This window comes from Teichococcus aestuarii (assembly GCF_042651065.1).
Taxonomy (GTDB): domain Bacteria; phylum Pseudomonadota; class Alphaproteobacteria; order Acetobacterales; family Acetobacteraceae; genus Pseudoroseomonas; species Pseudoroseomonas aestuarii.
In genome coordinates this window covers 1-16,063 of the sequence record NZ_JBHSCH010000037.1, presented here as the reverse complement: position 1 = coordinate 16,063, position 16,063 = coordinate 1, and the positions used below count along the sequence as shown (strand labels likewise).

General features: G+C 71.5%; 15 protein-coding genes. 10 read left to right on the top strand and 5 right to left on the bottom strand.

All coding sequences use genetic code 11. From position 1 onward, the window contains the following. Window positions 1-18: 18 nt before the first annotated feature. The 3 genes from ACFOY6_RS14515 to ACFOY6_RS14505 all read right to left on the bottom strand — a co-directional run bounded on the left by ACFOY6_RS14515 (window position 19) and on the right by ACFOY6_RS14505 (window position 4,295). Window positions 19-1,029 carry a tripartite tricarboxylate transporter substrate-binding protein gene (locus tag ACFOY6_RS14515; protein WP_109518428.1) on the bottom strand — a complete coding sequence of 337 codons (1,011 nt, stop codon included), beginning with the start codon at window positions 1,027-1,029 and terminating at the stop codon, window positions 19-21. Window positions 1,030-1,178: 149 nt separating this feature from the next. Next, on the bottom strand, window positions 1,179-2,984 hold the full coding sequence (gene lepA, locus ACFOY6_RS14510; protein WP_109518427.1) for a translation elongation factor 4: 1,806 nt from the start codon (window positions 2,982-2,984) through the stop codon (window positions 1,179-1,181). Between the two features lie 252 nt (window positions 2,985-3,236). Further along, the gene (locus ACFOY6_RS14505) at window positions 3,237-4,295 is read right to left on the bottom strand and encodes a glycosyltransferase family 4 protein (protein WP_109518426.1); all 1,059 of its coding nucleotides are present in this window, start codon (window positions 4,293-4,295) and stop codon (window positions 3,237-3,239) included. A 166-nt stretch (window positions 4,296-4,461) separates the two neighbouring features. On the opposite strand from ACFOY6_RS14505, the gene ACFOY6_RS14500 reads away from it, so the two are divergent. The 6 genes from ACFOY6_RS14500 to ACFOY6_RS14475 all read left to right on the top strand — a co-directional run bounded on the left by ACFOY6_RS14500 (window position 4,462) and on the right by ACFOY6_RS14475 (window position 9,992). Further along, window positions 4,462-6,258: an ABC transporter ATP-binding protein gene (locus ACFOY6_RS14500; RefSeq protein ID WP_379651464.1), complete on the top strand. Its 1,797-nt coding sequence runs from the start codon at window positions 4,462-4,464 to the stop codon at window positions 6,256-6,258. A 477-nt stretch (window positions 6,259-6,735) separates the two neighbouring features. Next, window positions 6,736-7,101, top strand: coding sequence for a hypothetical protein (locus ACFOY6_RS14495; protein WP_379651462.1), 366 nt, complete (start codon window positions 6,736-6,738; stop codon window positions 7,099-7,101). 172 nt (window positions 7,102-7,273) lie between these two features. Then, entirely contained in the window at window positions 7,274-7,486 is a 213-nt protein-coding gene (locus ACFOY6_RS14490) for a hypothetical protein (protein ID WP_109518422.1), read from the top strand. Window positions 7,487-7,686: 200 nt separating this feature from the next. Further along, window positions 7,687-8,010 carry a hypothetical protein gene (locus ACFOY6_RS14485; RefSeq protein ID WP_109518421.1) on the top strand — a complete coding sequence of 108 codons (324 nt, stop codon included), beginning with the start codon at window positions 7,687-7,689 and terminating at the stop codon, window positions 8,008-8,010. A 30-nt stretch (window positions 8,011-8,040) separates the two neighbouring features. After that, the gene (locus ACFOY6_RS14480; protein WP_379651460.1) at window positions 8,041-9,027 is read left to right on the top strand and encodes a hypothetical protein; all 987 of its coding nucleotides are present in this window, start codon (window positions 8,041-8,043) and stop codon (window positions 9,025-9,027) included. After that, window positions 9,024-9,992: a TAXI family TRAP transporter solute-binding subunit gene (locus ACFOY6_RS14475; protein WP_379651458.1), complete on the top strand. Its 969-nt coding sequence runs from the start codon at window positions 9,024-9,026 to the stop codon at window positions 9,990-9,992. The genes ACFOY6_RS14480 and ACFOY6_RS14475 overlap by 4 nt, the downstream gene beginning before the upstream one ends. Window positions 9,993-10,040: 48 nt before the next feature. Here ACFOY6_RS14475 and ACFOY6_RS14470 read toward each other — a convergent pair whose 3' ends face one another. Beyond that, window positions 10,041-10,979, bottom strand: coding sequence for a hypothetical protein (locus ACFOY6_RS14470; RefSeq protein ID WP_146201939.1), 939 nt, complete (start codon window positions 10,977-10,979; stop codon window positions 10,041-10,043). A 285-nt stretch (window positions 10,980-11,264) separates the two neighbouring features. Then, a complete protein-coding gene (locus ACFOY6_RS14465) occupies window positions 11,265-11,471 on the bottom strand; it encodes a hypothetical protein (RefSeq protein WP_109518418.1) in 207 nt (68 codons plus the stop codon). A gap of 201 nt (window positions 11,472-11,672) precedes the next feature. Here ACFOY6_RS14465 and rpsD point away from each other — a divergent pair, with 201 nt between their 5' ends. The 4 genes from rpsD to ACFOY6_RS14445 all read left to right on the top strand — a co-directional run. Then, a complete protein-coding gene (gene rpsD, locus ACFOY6_RS14460) occupies window positions 11,673-12,290 on the top strand; it encodes a 30S ribosomal protein S4 (protein WP_109518417.1) in 618 nt (205 codons plus the stop codon). Window positions 12,291-12,471: 181 nt separating this feature from the next. Continuing rightward, window positions 12,472-14,247, top strand: a complete 1,776-nt coding sequence (locus tag ACFOY6_RS14455; protein WP_379651456.1) for an SLC13 family permease — start codon at window positions 12,472-12,474, stop codon at window positions 14,245-14,247. 88 nt (window positions 14,248-14,335) lie between these two features. After that, the gene (locus ACFOY6_RS14450) at window positions 14,336-15,676 is read left to right on the top strand and encodes an MATE family efflux transporter (protein ID WP_379631191.1); all 1,341 of its coding nucleotides are present in this window, start codon (window positions 14,336-14,338) and stop codon (window positions 15,674-15,676) included. A gap of 150 nt (window positions 15,677-15,826) precedes the next feature. After that, window positions 15,827-16,063 (top strand): glycosyl transferase family 39 (locus ACFOY6_RS14445; RefSeq protein ID WP_379651454.1); only part of this gene is annotated, 237 nt, incomplete at its 3' end.

Here is a 16,063-nt window from a genome sequence, read left to right as displayed (position 1 = left end):
CTCAGCCGGCCTCTGCCCTCAGTCGGCGTACTGGCCGGCGGCCTGGATCACCGGGCGCCACTTGGCGATGTCGGCCGCCCAGAAGGCCTTGTGCGCGGCCGGGGTGGCGCGGTCCTGCGACACCGGCTCGGTGCCGAGATCGGCGAAGCGCTGGACCAGCCGCTCGTCGCGCAGCGCCGCCTGCAGCGCCTTGGAGAGCCGCTCCTGGATCTCGACCGGCGTGCCCTTCGGCGCGTAGAGGCCGTGCCAGATGGTCACCTCCATGCCCGGCAGCCCTGCCTCGGCGCCGGTCGGCACGTCGGGGAGGGAGGCCAGGCGCTGCGGCGTGGTGACCGAGTACGCCTTCACCGCGCCGGCGCGGATGTGGCTGGTGGTGTTGGTGGTCTGGTCGCACATCACGTCCACCGTGCCGGCGATCAGGTCGGTCATGGCCGGGCCGGTGCCGCGGTAGGGCACGGTGGTCATCGGCGCGTCGATCGCCTTCTGCAGCAGCAGACCGCAGAGATGGCTGGCGGCGCCGATGCCGGCATTGGCGTAGTTGATGCCGGTCTTCTCCTTGCGCACCAGCGCCACCAGCTCGGCCAGGTTGCTGGCCGGCAGGTCCTTGCGGGCGATCACCGTCATCGGCACCTCGGTGACGAGGCCGATCGGCTCGAAGCCGCCCACCGGGTCGTAGGGCAGGCGGCGGTAGAGGGTGGGTGTGGTGCCCATGCCGATGTGGTGCAGCAGCAGGGTGTAGCCGTCCGGCCGGGCCTGGGCGACGCGGCCCGCGCCCAGCGTGCCGCCGGCGCCGCCGACATTCTCCACCACGACGGACTGCCCGAGGTCGCGCGCCATCACCTCCGCCACCAGGCGGGTGACGGTGTCGGTCGGCCCGCCGGCGGCGAAGGGCACGATGATGGAGATCGTGCGGCTCGGATAGTTCGCCTGGGCCTGCGCGGCGGGGGCGGCGCCCAACAGGGCGGTGCCCAGGGTGCCGAGGCCGGCGGCGAGGGCCGGCAGCGCGGCCAGCAGATGGCGGCGGATCATATGGATATTCTCTCCCGTCTAGGCCGCCCCGGACGTGGAGGCGGGGCGAATCGTCACGCCCGGCCCAACCCGGCCGCGGCGCGCCGATCCTCCCCGATTAGCGTTTCCTTCCCGCAAGGTCAGCCAAAAAACAGCGGCTTGGCGTGCCCTCAGCTGTCCATCTTGAGGGCGGCGATGAAGGCCGATTGCGGGATCTCGACCTTGCCGAACTGCCGCATGCGCTTCTTGCCCTCCTTCTGCTTCTCGAGGAGCTTGCGCTTGCGAGAGATGTCGCCGCCATAGCACTTGGCGGTGACGTCCTTCGACATCGCCGAGATCGTCTCGCGGGCGATGACGCGGCCGCCGATCGCCGCCTGGATCGGGATCTTGAAGAGCTGGCGGGGGATCAGCTCCTTCAGCTTCTCGCAGATCGAGCGGCCGCGCCGCTCGGCCTGGGTGCGGTGCGCCATGAAGGAGAGGGCATCCACCGGCTCGTTGTTGACCAGGATGGAGATCTTCACGAGGTCGCCCTCGTCATAGCCGTCCATCACGTAGTCGAAGGAGGCGTAGCCGCGGCTGACGCTCTTGAGGCGGTCGTAGAAGTCGAACACCACCTCGTTCAGCGGCAGGCGGTAGACCGCCATGGCGCGGTTGCCGACATAGGTCAGCTCCACCTGCTGGCCGCGCCGCTCGGAGCAGAGCGTCAGGATGCTGCCCAGATGCTCGTCCGGCACCATGATGGTGGCCTTGATCCAGGGCTCCTCGATCTTCTCGATCAGCGTCGGGTCCGGCATGTCGGCCGGGTTGTGCAGGTCGATCGCCTCGCCCTTGTTCGTCGTCAGCTTGTAGACCACCGAGGGGGCGGTCGCGATCAGGTCGAGGTCGAACTCGCGCGAGAGCCGCTCCTGGATGATCTCCAGGTGCAGCAGCCCGAGGAAGCCGCAGCGGAAGCCGAAGCCGAGCGCCGCCGAGCTTTCCGCCTCGAAGTGGAAGGAGGCGTCGTTCAGCCGCAGCTTGCCGAGCGAATCGCGCAGCTTCTCGAAATCGTCGGCATCCACCGGGTAGAGGCCGCACCAGACCACCGGGATGGAGGGCTTGAAGCCCGCCAGCGGCTCGGCCGCCGGGTTGCGGTCGTCGGTGATGGTGTCGCCGACATTGGTCTCGGCCACCGTCTTGATGGCGGCGTTGAGGTAGCCCATCTCGCCCGGCCCGAGGTAGTCCACGGGCGTCATCTTGGGGCGGAAGACGCCGACGCTGTCCACCGTCTGGGTGGTGCCCTCGGCCATGAAGCGGATCTTCTGGCCCTTGCGGATGGTCCCGTCCTTCACCCGGATCAGGATGATGACGCCGAGATAGGGGTCGTACCAGCTATCGACCAGCAGCGCCTTCAGCGGCGCGTCCGGGTCGCCCTGGGGCGCGGGCAGGCGGTGGACGATGGCCTCCAGCACGCCCTCGATGTTCAGGCCGGACTTGGCGGAGATCTCCACCGCCTCCGAGGCGTCGAGGCCGATCACGTCCTCGATCTGCTGCTTCACCCGCTCCGGCTCCGCCGCGGGGAGGTCGATCTTGTTGAGGACCGGCACGATCTCGTGGTTGGCGTCGATCGCCTGGTAGACATTGGCCAGCGTCTGCGCCTCGACGCCCTGGGAGGCGTCGACCACCAGCAGCGAGCCCTCGCAGGCGGCCAGGCTGCGGCTCACCTCGTAGGCGAAGTCCACATGGCCGGGCGTGTCCATCAGGTTCAGGACGTAGTCGTTGCCGTCCTTGGCCTTGTAGTCGAGCCGGACGGAGGCGGCCTTGATGGTGATGCCGCGCTCCTGCTCCAGCTCCATGCTGTCGAGCATCTGCTCCTTCATGTCGCGCAGCGCGACGGAGCCAGTGGCCTGGATCAGGCGGTCGGCCAGGGTGGATTTGCCGTGGTCGATATGGGCGATGATCGAGAAGTTGCGGATGCGCGACAGGGGGGTATTGGTCATGGGCTTCCGGCGGCGATCGGGGCGGTGGGGTACCCGCCGTGGATTTGACCCCTGCCAATAGGGCAAGCGGCGCCGGATTCAAAGCGGGCGGGGCGTGCCGGATGCGGTTTGGCGCCGCCGCCGCGGCCGGGCGGCGGCCTTGTGGCGACCCTGGGTGGGCGGCCCCGGGTGGCGGCCCCGGAACGCAGCAGGGCGCGCCACCGGCGCGCCCTGGTTCGAGGCGGAAGGGAAGGGGGCGCCGGGGCGCCCGCCTCACTCGGCGGCGGCGAGCACCGAGGAGGGCTCGCGGCGGCACAGCCCCTCGTAGAGGGACACATAGTCCTCCGCCATGCGGCGGGCGGTGTAGCGCTGCTCGAAGCGGGCGCGCACGGCGGCGCGGGGCAGCGCCTTCAGCCGGCCGACGGCGCTGATCGCCTCGGCCATGCTGTTCACCGCGAAGCCGGTCACGCCCTCGTCGATCACCTCGGGCACCGAGCCGTGGCGGAAGGCGATGACGGGCGTGCCGCAGGCCATCGCCTCGATCATCACCAGGCCGAAGGGCTCCGGCCAGTCGATCGGCGTCAGCAGGCCGATGGCGCCCGAGAGGAAGCCCGGCTTCTGCGTCTCGTCGATCTCGCCGATGAACTCGATCAGCGGATGCGCCAGCATCGGCTTGATCTTGGTCTCGAAGTAGTCGACGTCCACGCGGTCCACCTTGGCCGCGATCTTCAGCGGCGTGTTGGTGGCGATGGCGATCTCGATCGCCCGGTCGCAGCGCTTCTCGGGGGCGATGCGGCCGAGGAAGGCCAGGTAGCCCGGCGTGACGCCCGGCAGCGGCGTCAGCAGCTTCTCGGGCAGGCCGTGATAGATCGTGCCGGCGAAGCGCGCCTGCGGCAGCGGCAGGCGCTGGTTGTCCGAGATCGAGACCACCGGCACCTCGTTGAAGGTGTCGAACACCGGCTGCAGCTCCGGCAGGTCCAGCCGGCCGTGCAGGGTGGTCACGAAGGGCACGCTCTGCCGCGAGAACAGCGGGAAGGGCAGGTAGTCCAGGTGGAAGTGCAGCAGGTCGAACTCGTGCCGGCGGCGGTAGACCTGCTCCAGCATCAGCGTCAGCGGCGCGTTGGCGTCGCGCACCGAGGGGTCGAGGCGCAGCGCCTTGCGGCACATCGGCGCGAGCTTCGCCTTGGTGATCGAGTCGCCGCTGGCGAACAGCGTCACCTCGTGCCCGAGCTCCACCAGCTCCTCGGTCAGGTAGGACACGATCCGCTCGGTGCCGCCATACAGCTTCGGCGGAACGGCTTCCGTCAGGGGAGCGATCTGCGCGATACGCATTGGGTCCGATCTCCGTTGTCTCTCGAGCCTCTTCTGGCACCTGAATGCGGTCCAGATTCGGCAACCTTCGCCACGATTTCGTCTTGTTGCTGGCGTTCCCTCCGCATGAACGCAGATGCGCCGTGCGCTCACGGTCATGTGCTCCGGAAGTGAGAGGCCACCGCCCATGCCCCGTGCCGACGACAGCGACCTGTTGCGCCTCGCCCGGCGCCCCGTTGGCTTCCTGCTGCGCCACCTGCGGCCGCAGGCGGGCAGCCACGTCGCCATCATGCTGGCGGTGCTGGGGGCGGTGGGCTGCTCCGTGGGGGCGAACTACGCGGTCAAGAACCTGATCGACACGCTCTCGGGCGGCCCGTCCCAGGCGGGCGCGGCGGCGGTGTGGGTGGCCTTCGCCATCCTCGCCGGCATCATCACGGCCGACAACATGCTCTGGCGCGTCGGCGGCTGGATCGCGGCGGACCGCTTCCCGCGCGCCACCGCCTCGATGCGGGCCGAGCTGTTCCGCCACCTCGCCGGCCACTCGCCGGGCTACTTCGCCAACCGCTCGGCCGGCACGCTGGCGGCGCGCATCAGCGCCACCGGCACGGCGGCCTTCACCGTGCTGCAGAACTTCACCTGGCACACCGTGCCGCCGGCGGTGGCCGTCACCCTGTCCATCATCTTCCTCGCCACGGTCGACCCGATCATGGCCGGCTGCCTCGTGGTGGTGGCCGCGGCCCTGGCCGCCGGCGTCGCCTGGCTGGGCCAGAAGGGCGAGGCGCTGCACGACCGCTTTGCCGGCCGCGCCGCGACCGTCGATGGCCAGCTGGTCGATGTGGTGCAGAACTTCTCCCTGGTGCGCGCGTTCGGCGCCTTCGGCCGCGAATCGGCCCGCCTCGACACCGCCCTGGCCGAGGAGAGCGCCGCCCGCCGCGCCAGCCTGCGCTACCTGGAGAAGCTGCGCCTGGTGCATGGCGCCGCCACCGCCGTGCTCACCGCCATGCTGCTGGGCTGGGTGGTGCATCTCTGGCAGCTTGGCCGTGCCACCACGGGCGACATCGTGCTGGTCTGCACCCTCGGCTTCACCATCCTGCACGCCAGCCGCGACCTCGCCATGGCGCTGGTGGACCTGACCCAGTACGTGGCGCGGATGCGCGAGGCGCTGGCCGCCCTGCTGGTGCCGCACGACATGCCGGACGCCGAGAACGCCCATGGCCTGGCCGCGCGCGGCGGCGAGGTGGTGTTCCACAACGTCACCTTCCGCTACCCCTCGGCCCCCGAGGGCAGCGCGCCGGTGCTGCGCAGCCTGGAGCTGGCCATCCAGCCCGGCCAGAAGGTCGGCGTGGTCGGCCGCTCCGGCGCCGGCAAGTCCACCCTGCTGACCCTGCTGCAGCGCCACACCGCGCCGCAGGAAGGCGCCGTGCTGATCGACGGGCAGGACATCGCCCAGGCCACCCGCGAGAGCCTGGCCGACATGATCGCCGTCGTGCCGCAGGACGTCTCGCTGTTCCACCGCACCGTGCTGGAGAACATCCGCTACGCCCGGCCGGACGCCACCGACGCCGAGGTGCTGGCCGCCGCCGAGGCCGCCCGCTGCCGCGACTTCATCGAGGCGTTGCCGGAAGGCTTCGACACCATCGTGGGCGACCGCGGCGCCAAGCTCTCGGGCGGCCAGCGCCAGCGCCTCGCCATCGCCCGCGCGCTGCTGAAGGACGCGCCGATCCTGCTGCTGGACGAGGCCACCTCCGCCCTCGACTCGGAGTCCGAGGCCGAGGTGCAGAAGGCGCTGGACGGGCTGATGCAGGGCCGCACCGTCATCGCCGTGGCCCACCGGCTGGCGACGCTGACCAATTTCGACCGCATCGTGGTGATGGAGGGCGGGCAGGTGGTGCAGGACGGCGCGCCGGACCTGCTGATGCGCCGCCCCGGCCCCTACCAGGAGATGGTGCGCCGCCAGTCCGAGGCGCTGCAGGTCGCGGCCTGACCGCCGCCCCCGGCCCGGGGGCGGGCCACCCACCTTCTCAGCCCTGCCGGCTCAGCCCTGCCGGCCCGGCCGGTGCCAGCCGGCCGCCGGGCGCCCCGGGCGAGCGTGTTTCCTGCTCCATCGCCCGGCAGCGGCATTGCGGCCGAGGCGCGCACTGGCACTCGCACATCTCCCCCGTGCCGCAGCTCTGGCGGCGGCTCTCGCCATTGCAACTCACGCTGCAGGTGGCGCGCGCCGCGCCGCCCCCCTGGCAGAGCTGCCAGCCGCTTCCCGCAGCCAGGGCCATGCCCGGCAGAAAAAGGCCTGCCAGCACGGGCAGCACGGCAAGCCTGAGATGGACCCGCGGCATGGGCGAGGTTCCTTCCGGTATCACGGGCCTGTGCCATCGGGCCGGCCCGGAATGTAAAGAATTGTGATTGAGGGGCGGGGGCCTGCCGGTATAGATACGATACAAAAATGAACACCGGAGGACGTCTCATGGCCAGTCACAGCACCGCCAGTTCCGAAAGTGCCAGCGAGTCCGGAGAGGCCGCCGCATCAGCCCGCTCCGAGGCTCAAATCTGGGTGGAAGGCGAAGGCAGCAGCTTCGCCTATTCCTCCGCCACCGTGTCGATCGGTGGCAGCCCTGCCGGGGAGGGGGTCCATCAGCAGGCCGAGGCCCATGCCGGCTTCCTTCCGGAGGGAGGCGGCACGGGCACGCTCCCGGAAATCCCACCGGGGATCTCGCCGGAGATCGCCCCCGAAGACCCGCACGACCCCTTCCTTCACGCGCTGCCCGCCGAAGAATTGCCGGGCTCCGGCCTGCCCCCGCCGCCCTTCGCGCAGGAGTTCGGCTTCGCCTGAGCGCCGGGTCATCCCCTTCTTGTGATTACGACGGCGAAATATGAGCTTCCCAAACCGTCCGCCTCGAAATACCGTTTCAGTATAAAAATAGAAATGCACATCCCGCGAAGTGGCAGAATGCCTGGAGCGGGATGTGCGACCCTCTCAAAAAAGAGGGTGAAGGAGGAAAAAGATGCGGTGGAGCGAAGCGGCCGCCAGCAGCGGCACGGCAAGTGTCTCATCCTGCGCCGGGCGCCAGATGGGCGCCGCCACCAGCCAGGCCAGCGCCCTGGCCGCCAGCGACGGCACACGGAAGGTGCTGGTGCTGCGCGGGTCGGCGGCCGCGGGGCCGGGTGCCGGAAGCAAGGCCGGGCTGAGCGCCTTCGCGACGATTTTCAGGACATAGCGGGAAGCGAGCGACGCGCGGCACGGCCGCGCCCTGCATCCCCATGCCGGTTTCCGCTCCTGGCCAGGCCAGGATGCGGCACGAGGTGGGCGGCTGACCGCCAGGCGCTGTCACGTTGACGGCCAGCCGCTTACGCCGGGGCGAAAGCCCCATCCTAGCTTCGCTTTGCGGAGCGCAAACTAGAACAGAGGGAACATATCATGCGCAAGATCCTGCTCGCCACCATTGCCGTCGTCGGCCTCAGCGCTCCCGTGCTCGCTGGCCCGTCGGGCAGCTCCTCCGTCGCCGGTTCGGGCAGCTCGGCCACTTCCTCGATCGAGAGCGGCAAGTTCGGCTACGCTGCCGGCGCGACCGGCGCCTTCTCCAGCAACAGCGCCTGGTCGGGCACCGGCCATGGCGCCGGCTCCGGCACGAGCAGCACGAGCGCGAGCGGTGCGGTCGGCAAGACCTCCAACGGCTTCATCGGCAGCACCACCAGCGGCGGCGCCTTCTCCAAGAGCAACAGCTACGGCGGCTGGCGCTGATCTGAACAGGGAGACGCGGGAGCCATGACCATGAGCCGCATGATCCGACGCTTCCGCGTCTTCCTGGTGGTGGGGGCGGCCTTGGCCGCCCTCGCTTCCTCCCCCGCCGCGGCGCAGGAGGTGCAGCGCCAGGAATTCTACCAGCGCAGCGACGTCTACAATTACGGCCTGCCGCGCAACCACCACCAGGCGCCGTCCATCGGCCTCGGCAGCATCTACGGGCTGAACCCCTGCGCCACCGGCGTCTCGCTGGGGGCCACCATGCCGCTCTTCGGCATCGGCGGCGCCTTCAGCACCATCGACGAGGAATGCCAGATCCGCAACAACGTGGCCCTCACCGTCTCCGCCCTGAAGGACGAGGTGCTGGCGCGCGAGATCATGTGCAGCGTCGAGAGCTTCCGCGCGGCGGCCATCCGCATCGGCCGCCCCTGCATCAAGGATGGCGGCGTGCCGATCGCGCTGAGCCACGGCACCAATCCGGAGACCGCCACCGCCTCGCAGCTCATGCCGGTGCCCAGCTCCGGCCTGCCGCCCAGCGCCCTGCCGCCGGTGCCCCCGGCGCAGCCCGCGCCACCCGTCAACGGCAACCCGGCCCCCGGCGGCTTCCGCGGCGCCCGCCTCGCGCCCCGCCCGGCCTTTTGCGAGGTGCCCGGCCTGAACACCGCCCTCTACCCCGAATGCAGCGCCGCGGCCGCACCGCCCCCGGTGGCGCGGCAGGAGGAGGAGCCGGCCCGCGGCGCCCTGCGCGTCCGCGCCGGCACGCCCGAACCCGCCAGGCCGCCCCAGACGCGCGCCGCGCTCCCCGCCGCGCCATCCCAGAATGCCCCGGCCCCCTCCGCCGCGGTGCTCGGCCGCGCCGACGGCAATCCCGCCGGCTGCGACAGCACGCCCTCCGCCATACGCGCCCTGTTCGCCGAATGCGCCGCCGCGGAGCGGCAGCGGGCCATGGCGGAGGCCGGCCGCGAGGCGCCCGCCCGCCCCTCCGCCCCCTCCACCTCCCGCCTGGCGACGCGGTGACGGCAGATACGGGGCCGACGCGGCGCGGCCTCGCCCTGCTGGCGGCCCTGGCGCCCGCCGCCGGGGCCCATGCCCAGGAAGCCCCCGCGCCGGGCGCGCGCCGCAACCCCGCCGATGTGGCCAATGGCGGCGTGCTCGGGCTCATCGCCGGCGGCATCGACGGCACCTATATCCGCATCGCCTCCGACCTCGCGGCGGAGCTGGACGATGGCGACCGGCTCCGCCTGCTGCCCATCCTCGGCAAGGGCTCGCTGCAGAACATCGCCGACCTGATGTATCTGCGCGGCGTGGACATGGCGATCGTCCAGTCCGACGTGCTGGCCTTCGCCCTGCGCCAGCGGCTCTACCCGAACATCGCGCAGCGCATCCACTACATCGCGAAGCTCTACGACGAGGAGATCCACCTCCTCGCCACCGGCGACGTGACGGAGATCGGGCAGCTTGAGGGCCGCACCGTCAATGTGGATGTGCGCGGCAGCGGCACCGCGATGACGGCCTCGGTGCTGCTGGACCTGCTGGGCGTCGGCGCGCGCCTGGCGCATGCGCCGCAGGACGTGGCGCTGGAGCAGCTGCGGCGCGGCGAGATCGCCGCCATGATCTATGTCGCGGGCAAGCCGGCGCGCCTCTTCTCGGGGCTGGAGACCGGCGCGGGGCTGCGCTTCCTGCCGCTGCCCGCCACCCCGGCCATGCTGCAGACCTACCAGCGCGCGCGGCTGTCGGCGGCCGACTATCCGCGGCTGATCGGCGGCGGCGAGGCGGTGGAGACGCTGTCGCTCGGCGCCGTCCTCGCGGTCTATGCCTGGCCGGCGGGCAGCGAGCGGCATGCGCGGCTGGTCCGCTTCGGGCAGAGCCTGCTGGCGCATGCCGGGGCGCTGCGGCGGCCGCCGCGCCACCCGAAATGGCGCGAGTTCGACATGGCGGCGGCGCTGCCGGGCTGGACCCGCTTCGCCGTGCCGGAGCGCTGAAGGCAAGGGCGTGCCGGAGGGCCGGGGCGCCGCCCCGGCCCGGAAGGGTCAGGCGAAGAAGTAGTGGTCGTAGCCGCCCTGCCACAGGATGACGTCGGTCTCCACGGAGGCGACCGCCGTGGTGTCGCTCAGCGCCGTCGCGTCGCCCTGGCGGCTTTCCGCCACGGCGCTGGCCATGGCCACGGCATCCGCGTCTCCGTTCGTGCTCACCTTGCCGCCGCCTGGCGCGTAGACCAGGATTTTGGACTCGGCATCGGCCAGGGCCACCGCCACCGCCTTGGCGTCGCCGCGCAGGGCGAAGATGTCGGCCTCCGCCTTCGCCGTGGCGTCGGCATCGGCCGCGGCGTGGACGTTGCCCTGGTTGTCCTTGGCATAGATGAAGGTGTAGGCGTCGGCTTCCGCCTTCGCCCGGGCGGCGCCGACGATGTCGCTCGATTGCGGCGACGTGCCCTTGGCCTTCGCCGCCGCATCGGCCACGGAGCGCGCGAAGGCGTTCAGCCCGCCATCATTGTCCGGCGCGAAGATGAAGACGTCGTCGCCGCGCGCGATGATGTTGCCGTCATTGCCGGGCGCGTAGACGAAGACGTCGTCGCGCGCGCTGACGTTGATGGTGCGGTGGTTGTCGGGCGCATAGACGAAGACGTCGTCGCCGATGTGGAGAATCATCTCCTTGCCGCCCAGCGCGTACTTCGTCTCGAAGCGGCTGACGTCGCCGCCGTTCCGCGAGCCCAGCGCGGTGGACAGCAGCTCCGCGAAGAAGCCGGTCATCAGCTTGCTGGCGCTGCTGGCGTAGTAGGCGTCCTTGTCGATGTTGAAGCCCTCGACGGCGTCGGCATCGACGCGGAACACCGGGATGCTGATGTCGGAGCCGTGCTTCTTCCGCAGCTCGGCGTCGAGATCGATCGTGATGCCGTCGTCGAAGAACCGCATCCGGGACGCGGCGCCGGCATCCGCCACGGCGGCGGATGAGGATTGCTCTCTCGCCATATCTCTATTCCCTCCCTTTGGTTTGGAAACCGCAACGCCACGCGCGGCCCCGAAAGCAGGGAAGCATTTGTGGATTACATTCTAAATGCGAAACAATACGGCGTGACCTGCGCCGTCCGCACGGGCTTTGCGGGGCCGCATCCCTCTGCGGGGTCCATGCCGCCGGCGGCACGAAGGGCATGTGCGGGAGCGCGCCGCGCCAGGGCCCGGCGTGGCAGGGGGCTCGGCGTGGCAGAGGGCGCGGCAGGGGGAGCGGGGGAGGGGCGGCGGCGCGCCGCCCGCGGCTCAGGGCGGCAGTTGCCGGGCCAGCCGCCTGGCCAGCCAGTAGCCGAGCATGCCGCTGAGCGGCGCCGCCGGCAGCACCAGCACCCAGCCCGCATGCACGTTGTTGACGACGAGGCCGAGGCCGATGCCCAGCATCAGCCCGCCCACCAGACTGCCCGTCACCCCGGCCTTCAGCCCCAGGATCAGGATCTCCGCGCGTGTCACCATGAGGATGCGCAGTAGGCGCCGGAGACATGGTTTGACAAGCGGCGCGGCGCGGCGCTAAAGGCGCGCTCCCTTCCGGGAAAGCGGATGCAGGCTTGTCCTGCGTCCCGCCCCTGGCGCGTGCCCCTCCGGCATGGACGCCTCGGGACTACCGGGACATCAGCGATACCCGAACGGTACGCACAACAAGAAGGAGCCCGCCGCATGACGAAGCGCGCGGAAAGCAAGTACAAGATCAATCGCCGCCTCGGCGTCAACCTGTGGGGTCGCGCCAAGTCCCCGGTCGCCAAGCGCGAGTACGGCCCCGGCCAGCACGGCCAGCGCCGCAAGCAGAAGCCGACCGACTTCGGCGTGCAGCTGATGGCCAAGCAGAAGCTCAAGGGCTACTACGGCAACATCGGCGAGAAGCAGTTCCGCAAGTATTATCAGGAGGCCGTGCGCCGCAAGGGCGACACCTCCGAGAACCTGATCGAGCTGCTGGAGCGCCGCCTGGACGCGGTGGTCTACCGCCTGAAGCTGGCCGTGACCCCCTTCGCCGCCCGCCAGTTCGTCAACCATGGCCACATCACGGTCAATGGCAAGCGCGTGAACATCCCCTCCTACCTCGTGCGCGACAATGACGTCGTCGAGGTCAAGGAGAAGTCGAAGCAGCTCGTCGCCGTGCTCGACGCCGCCCAGTCCGGCGAGCGCGACGTGCCCGAGTATCTCGAGATCGACCACCGCCAGATGAAGGGCCGCTTCCTGCGCGCCCCCAAGCTCTCCGACGTGCCCTACCCGGTGCAGATGGAGCCGAACCTGGTCATCGAGTTCTACTCGCGCTGATCCAGCGCCGACGGGAGCCGCGAGGCTCCCGCTGGCCGCATCCGGCCGGAGGCGCCTTGCGCCCCCGGCCTTTTTCATGCCCGATGCCTGGGCCGCGCCGCGCGGCCGGCGGGCCATGGCCTGGCCGGGCAACCCGGCCGTCGCCACGCGGTTCTGCCGGCCTCTCCTCTCGGAACCCCGCATGACCGCCGACCAGATGACCGTCTCCGCCCTGGCGCTGCTGGCGCTGGCGGGCTTCGTGCTGCAGCCCGTGCGCTACGACGTGGTGGCCCTGCTGCTGCTGCTGGCCCTGGTGCTGACGGGGCAGGTGGCGCCGGCGGAGGCCTTCCTCGGCTTCGCCGAGCCGGCGGTGACGACGGTGGTGGCCGTGCTGGCCATCAGCAAGGGGCTGCAGGCGGCCGGCACGGTGGACCTGCTGCTGCGCCGCCTGGGCGGCATGCGCGGCCGGCCCCGGCTGCAGGTGGCGGCGCAGACCGGCCTCTGCGCCGGCTTCTCGGGCTTCATGAACAATGTGGGCGCGCTGGCGCTGTTCATGCCGGTGGCGCTGCGCAACGCCTACCGCGAGGGCTACGCCCCCTCCCGCGCGCTGATGCCGCTGGCCTTCGGCTCGGTGCTGGGCGGACTGATCACGCTGATCGGCACGCCCCCCAACCTGATCATCTCCGCCATCCGGCAGGAACGGACGGAGCTCGGCCCCTATGCCTTGTTCGACTTCGCCTGGGTCGGCCTGCCGCTCGCCGTGCTGGGCGTGGCCTATCTGGTGCTGGCCAACCGCCTGCTGGGCGACAAGCGCGGCGGCAAGGTCGAGGTCGATGCCGGGGACTACGTGGCCGAGGCACGGCTGGGGCCGAAGAGCGCCGCCATCGGCCTCTCCATCCGCACGCTGGAGAGCATGGCGGATGGCGACGTGACGGTGGTCGGCCTGTTCCGCGGCCCCAACCGCACCCTGGCCCCGCCGGGCGAGGCGCGGCTGCGGGCGGAGGACGTGCTGCTGCTGGAAGGCAGCGCCGATTCGCTGCGCGCCCTGGTGGAGATGGCCGGCCTTTCCCTGACCGAGCCGGATGGCGGCAAGCCGCGCGACGGGCTGAAGGCCCTGGTGGCCGACGAGGTGGACGCGGTGGAGGCCATCCTCCGCCCCGGCTCGCCGCTGATCGGCCGCTCGCCTTCGGCGCTGCGGCTGCGCAGCCAGCACGGCATCAACCTGCTGGCCGTCTCCCGCCAGGGCCGGCGCGTGACGGACCGGATGAACGAGATCGTCCTGCGCAGCGGCGACGTGGTGCTGCTGCAGGCGCAGCGCGACAAGCGGGCCGACGCCTTCCAGGCCCTCTCCCTGCTGCCCCTGGCCGAGCGCAGCGTGGCGCTGGGCCGGCCGCAGCACGCCATCCTGGCGGGCGGCATGTTCCTGGCCGGCATCCTGGCCGTGCTGTTCGAGCTGGCGCCGGCGCACATCGCCTTCACCGCCGTGGTGGCGGCGATGATCCTGTGCCGCGTGCTGAAGCCGGACGAGGCCTATGCGGCGGTGGACTGGCCGGTGATCGTGCTGCTCGGCGCGCTGTTCCCGCTGGGCGAGGCGATGGAGCGCAGCGGCACCATCACCCTGCTGGTGGAGAGCCTGGCCGGACCGGCGGCGGCGCTGCCGGGCTGGGCGGTGGTGGGCGGCATCCTGCTGGTCTGCATGCTGCTCTCCGAGGTGATGGCGAACAACGCCACGGTGCTGCTGATGGCACCCATCGCGCTCGGCCTGGCCGAGGTGGCCGGGGTGTCGCAGGACGGGATGCTGATGGCGGTGTGCATCGGCACCTCCTGCACCTTCCTCAGCCCGATCGGCCACCAGTCCAACACGCTGGTGATGGAGCCGGGCGGCTACCGCTTCCAGGATTACGCGCGCCTGGGCACGCCGCTGGCGCTGCTCTGCCTGCTGGTCGGCACCCCGCTGATCCTGCTGTTCTGGAGCTGAGCGGCGCGGCGCGCCGGAGAACGCGCGCCGCCGGCTTTTCCACCCGCGATATTCCCGCCATCCTGCCGCCCGCAGGGGAGAGAGCAGGGTGGAAGCAGGAACCACGCCGCCGGGCATGGCGGCATTGCTGCGGCGGATCGCCGCCCTGGCGGCGCCCACCAGCCTGATCGCGCTGCTGCAGGCGGCGGCGCAGCTGCTGGAGACCTGGCTGGCCGCCCGCCAGGGCACGGCGGCGTTGGCGGGCTGGGCGGTGGTGCTGCCCTTCGCCCTCCTGCTGCAGCAGATGTCGGCGGGCGCCATGGGGGGCGGGGTGGTCTCCGCCATCGCCCGCGCCCTGGGCGCCGGCCGCCCGGCCGAGGCGGCGGACCTCGTGCTGCACGCGGTGCTGATCGCGCTGGGGGGCGGGCTGCTCTTCGCCCTGCTGCTGGCGGTCTTTCCCCATGCGCTGCTGGCCCTGATCGGCGGCCCGGCCGCGGCGGAGGCGGCGGCGGCCTATGCCGCCTGGCTGTTCGGCGCCGGGGCGGTGCCGGTCTGGCTGGCCAACACCCTCGCCTCCGTGCTGCGCGGCGGCGGCCGGCACGCGCTGGCGGCGCGGGTGCTGGCGCTGGCCTGGTGCGGCTATCCGCCGCTGGGCTGGCTGCTGGCCGAGCCGCTGGGCATGGGGCTGGCCGGCCTCGGCGCAGCCTTCGCGCTGGTGTTCTGGGTGGCGGCGCTGGCCATGGCGGCGGTGGTGGCGCGCGGCGGCGCCGGCTTCCTGCCGAGGCTGCGGGCGCGGCCCTCGGCCATGCTGTTCCACCGCATCCTGTCGGTGGGGCTGGTGGCCTGCGCGCTGGCCACCATCGCCAATGCCACCACCATCCTGGTGACGGGCCAGCTCGCCGGGTACGGCCCGGTGGCGGTGGCCGCCTATGGCATCTCGGCCCGGCTGGAGTTCCTGACCGTGCCGCTGGCCTTCGGCGTCGGCTCGGCGCTGACGGCGCTGGTGGGGCGCGCCGCGGGGGCGGGCGAGTGGGCGCTGGCCCGCCGCACCGCCTGGGTGGGGGCCGGCATGGCGCTGCTGGTGACAGGCGCGGCGGGGCTCTCGGTGGGGATCTGGCCCGGCGGCTTCGCCCGTGCCTTCACCGCCGACCCCGCCGTGGTGGCGGTGGCTGCCGCGGCGCTCTCCTTCACCGGCCCGGCCTTCGGCGGCTTCGGGCTGGGCATGGCGCTCTACTTCGCCTCCATGGGGGCGGGCCGGATGAAGGGGCCGGTGCTGGCGGCGCTTTCACGCATCGGCGTGGCGGTGGGTGGCGGCGCGCTGCTGGCAGGCCCGCTGGGGCTGGGCATGGAGGGGCATTTCCTCGGCGTGGCGCTGGGCATCACCGCCTATGGCGCCGTTACCGCCGCCTCGGTACGGCGCGGAGTGTGGCGGGCACGGGGCGTTGCCTGAGAGGCCCGCACGACCTGGTCACCATCAGTATATCTGATGCTTTCGATCATTTCTTTCGCGGTTTCGGCGATGGCTCCAAGCGCCTATCTCACTGCCAGACGGCAGGACGACCTGCCCGCCGGATTTCAAGAAGAAGAAAGATCAAAGATCATGCGTAGCACTTCCGCTTTCCGCGCCCTGTTCCTGGCCGCCGGCCTGACGGTGGCCGCCCCCGGCTTGTCGATGGCGGCCGACCTGTTCGACAACGTGAACAACACGCCCGTCACCGGCAGCCCCTTCGCCTACCCGATCGCGACGACGCAGGCCTCCGAGCGCGGCCTGCCGGCCAATGTGGGCCAGAGCGCCTCGCCCAGCGGCAGCCCGCTGGTGGCCTCGGTGAGCACCACC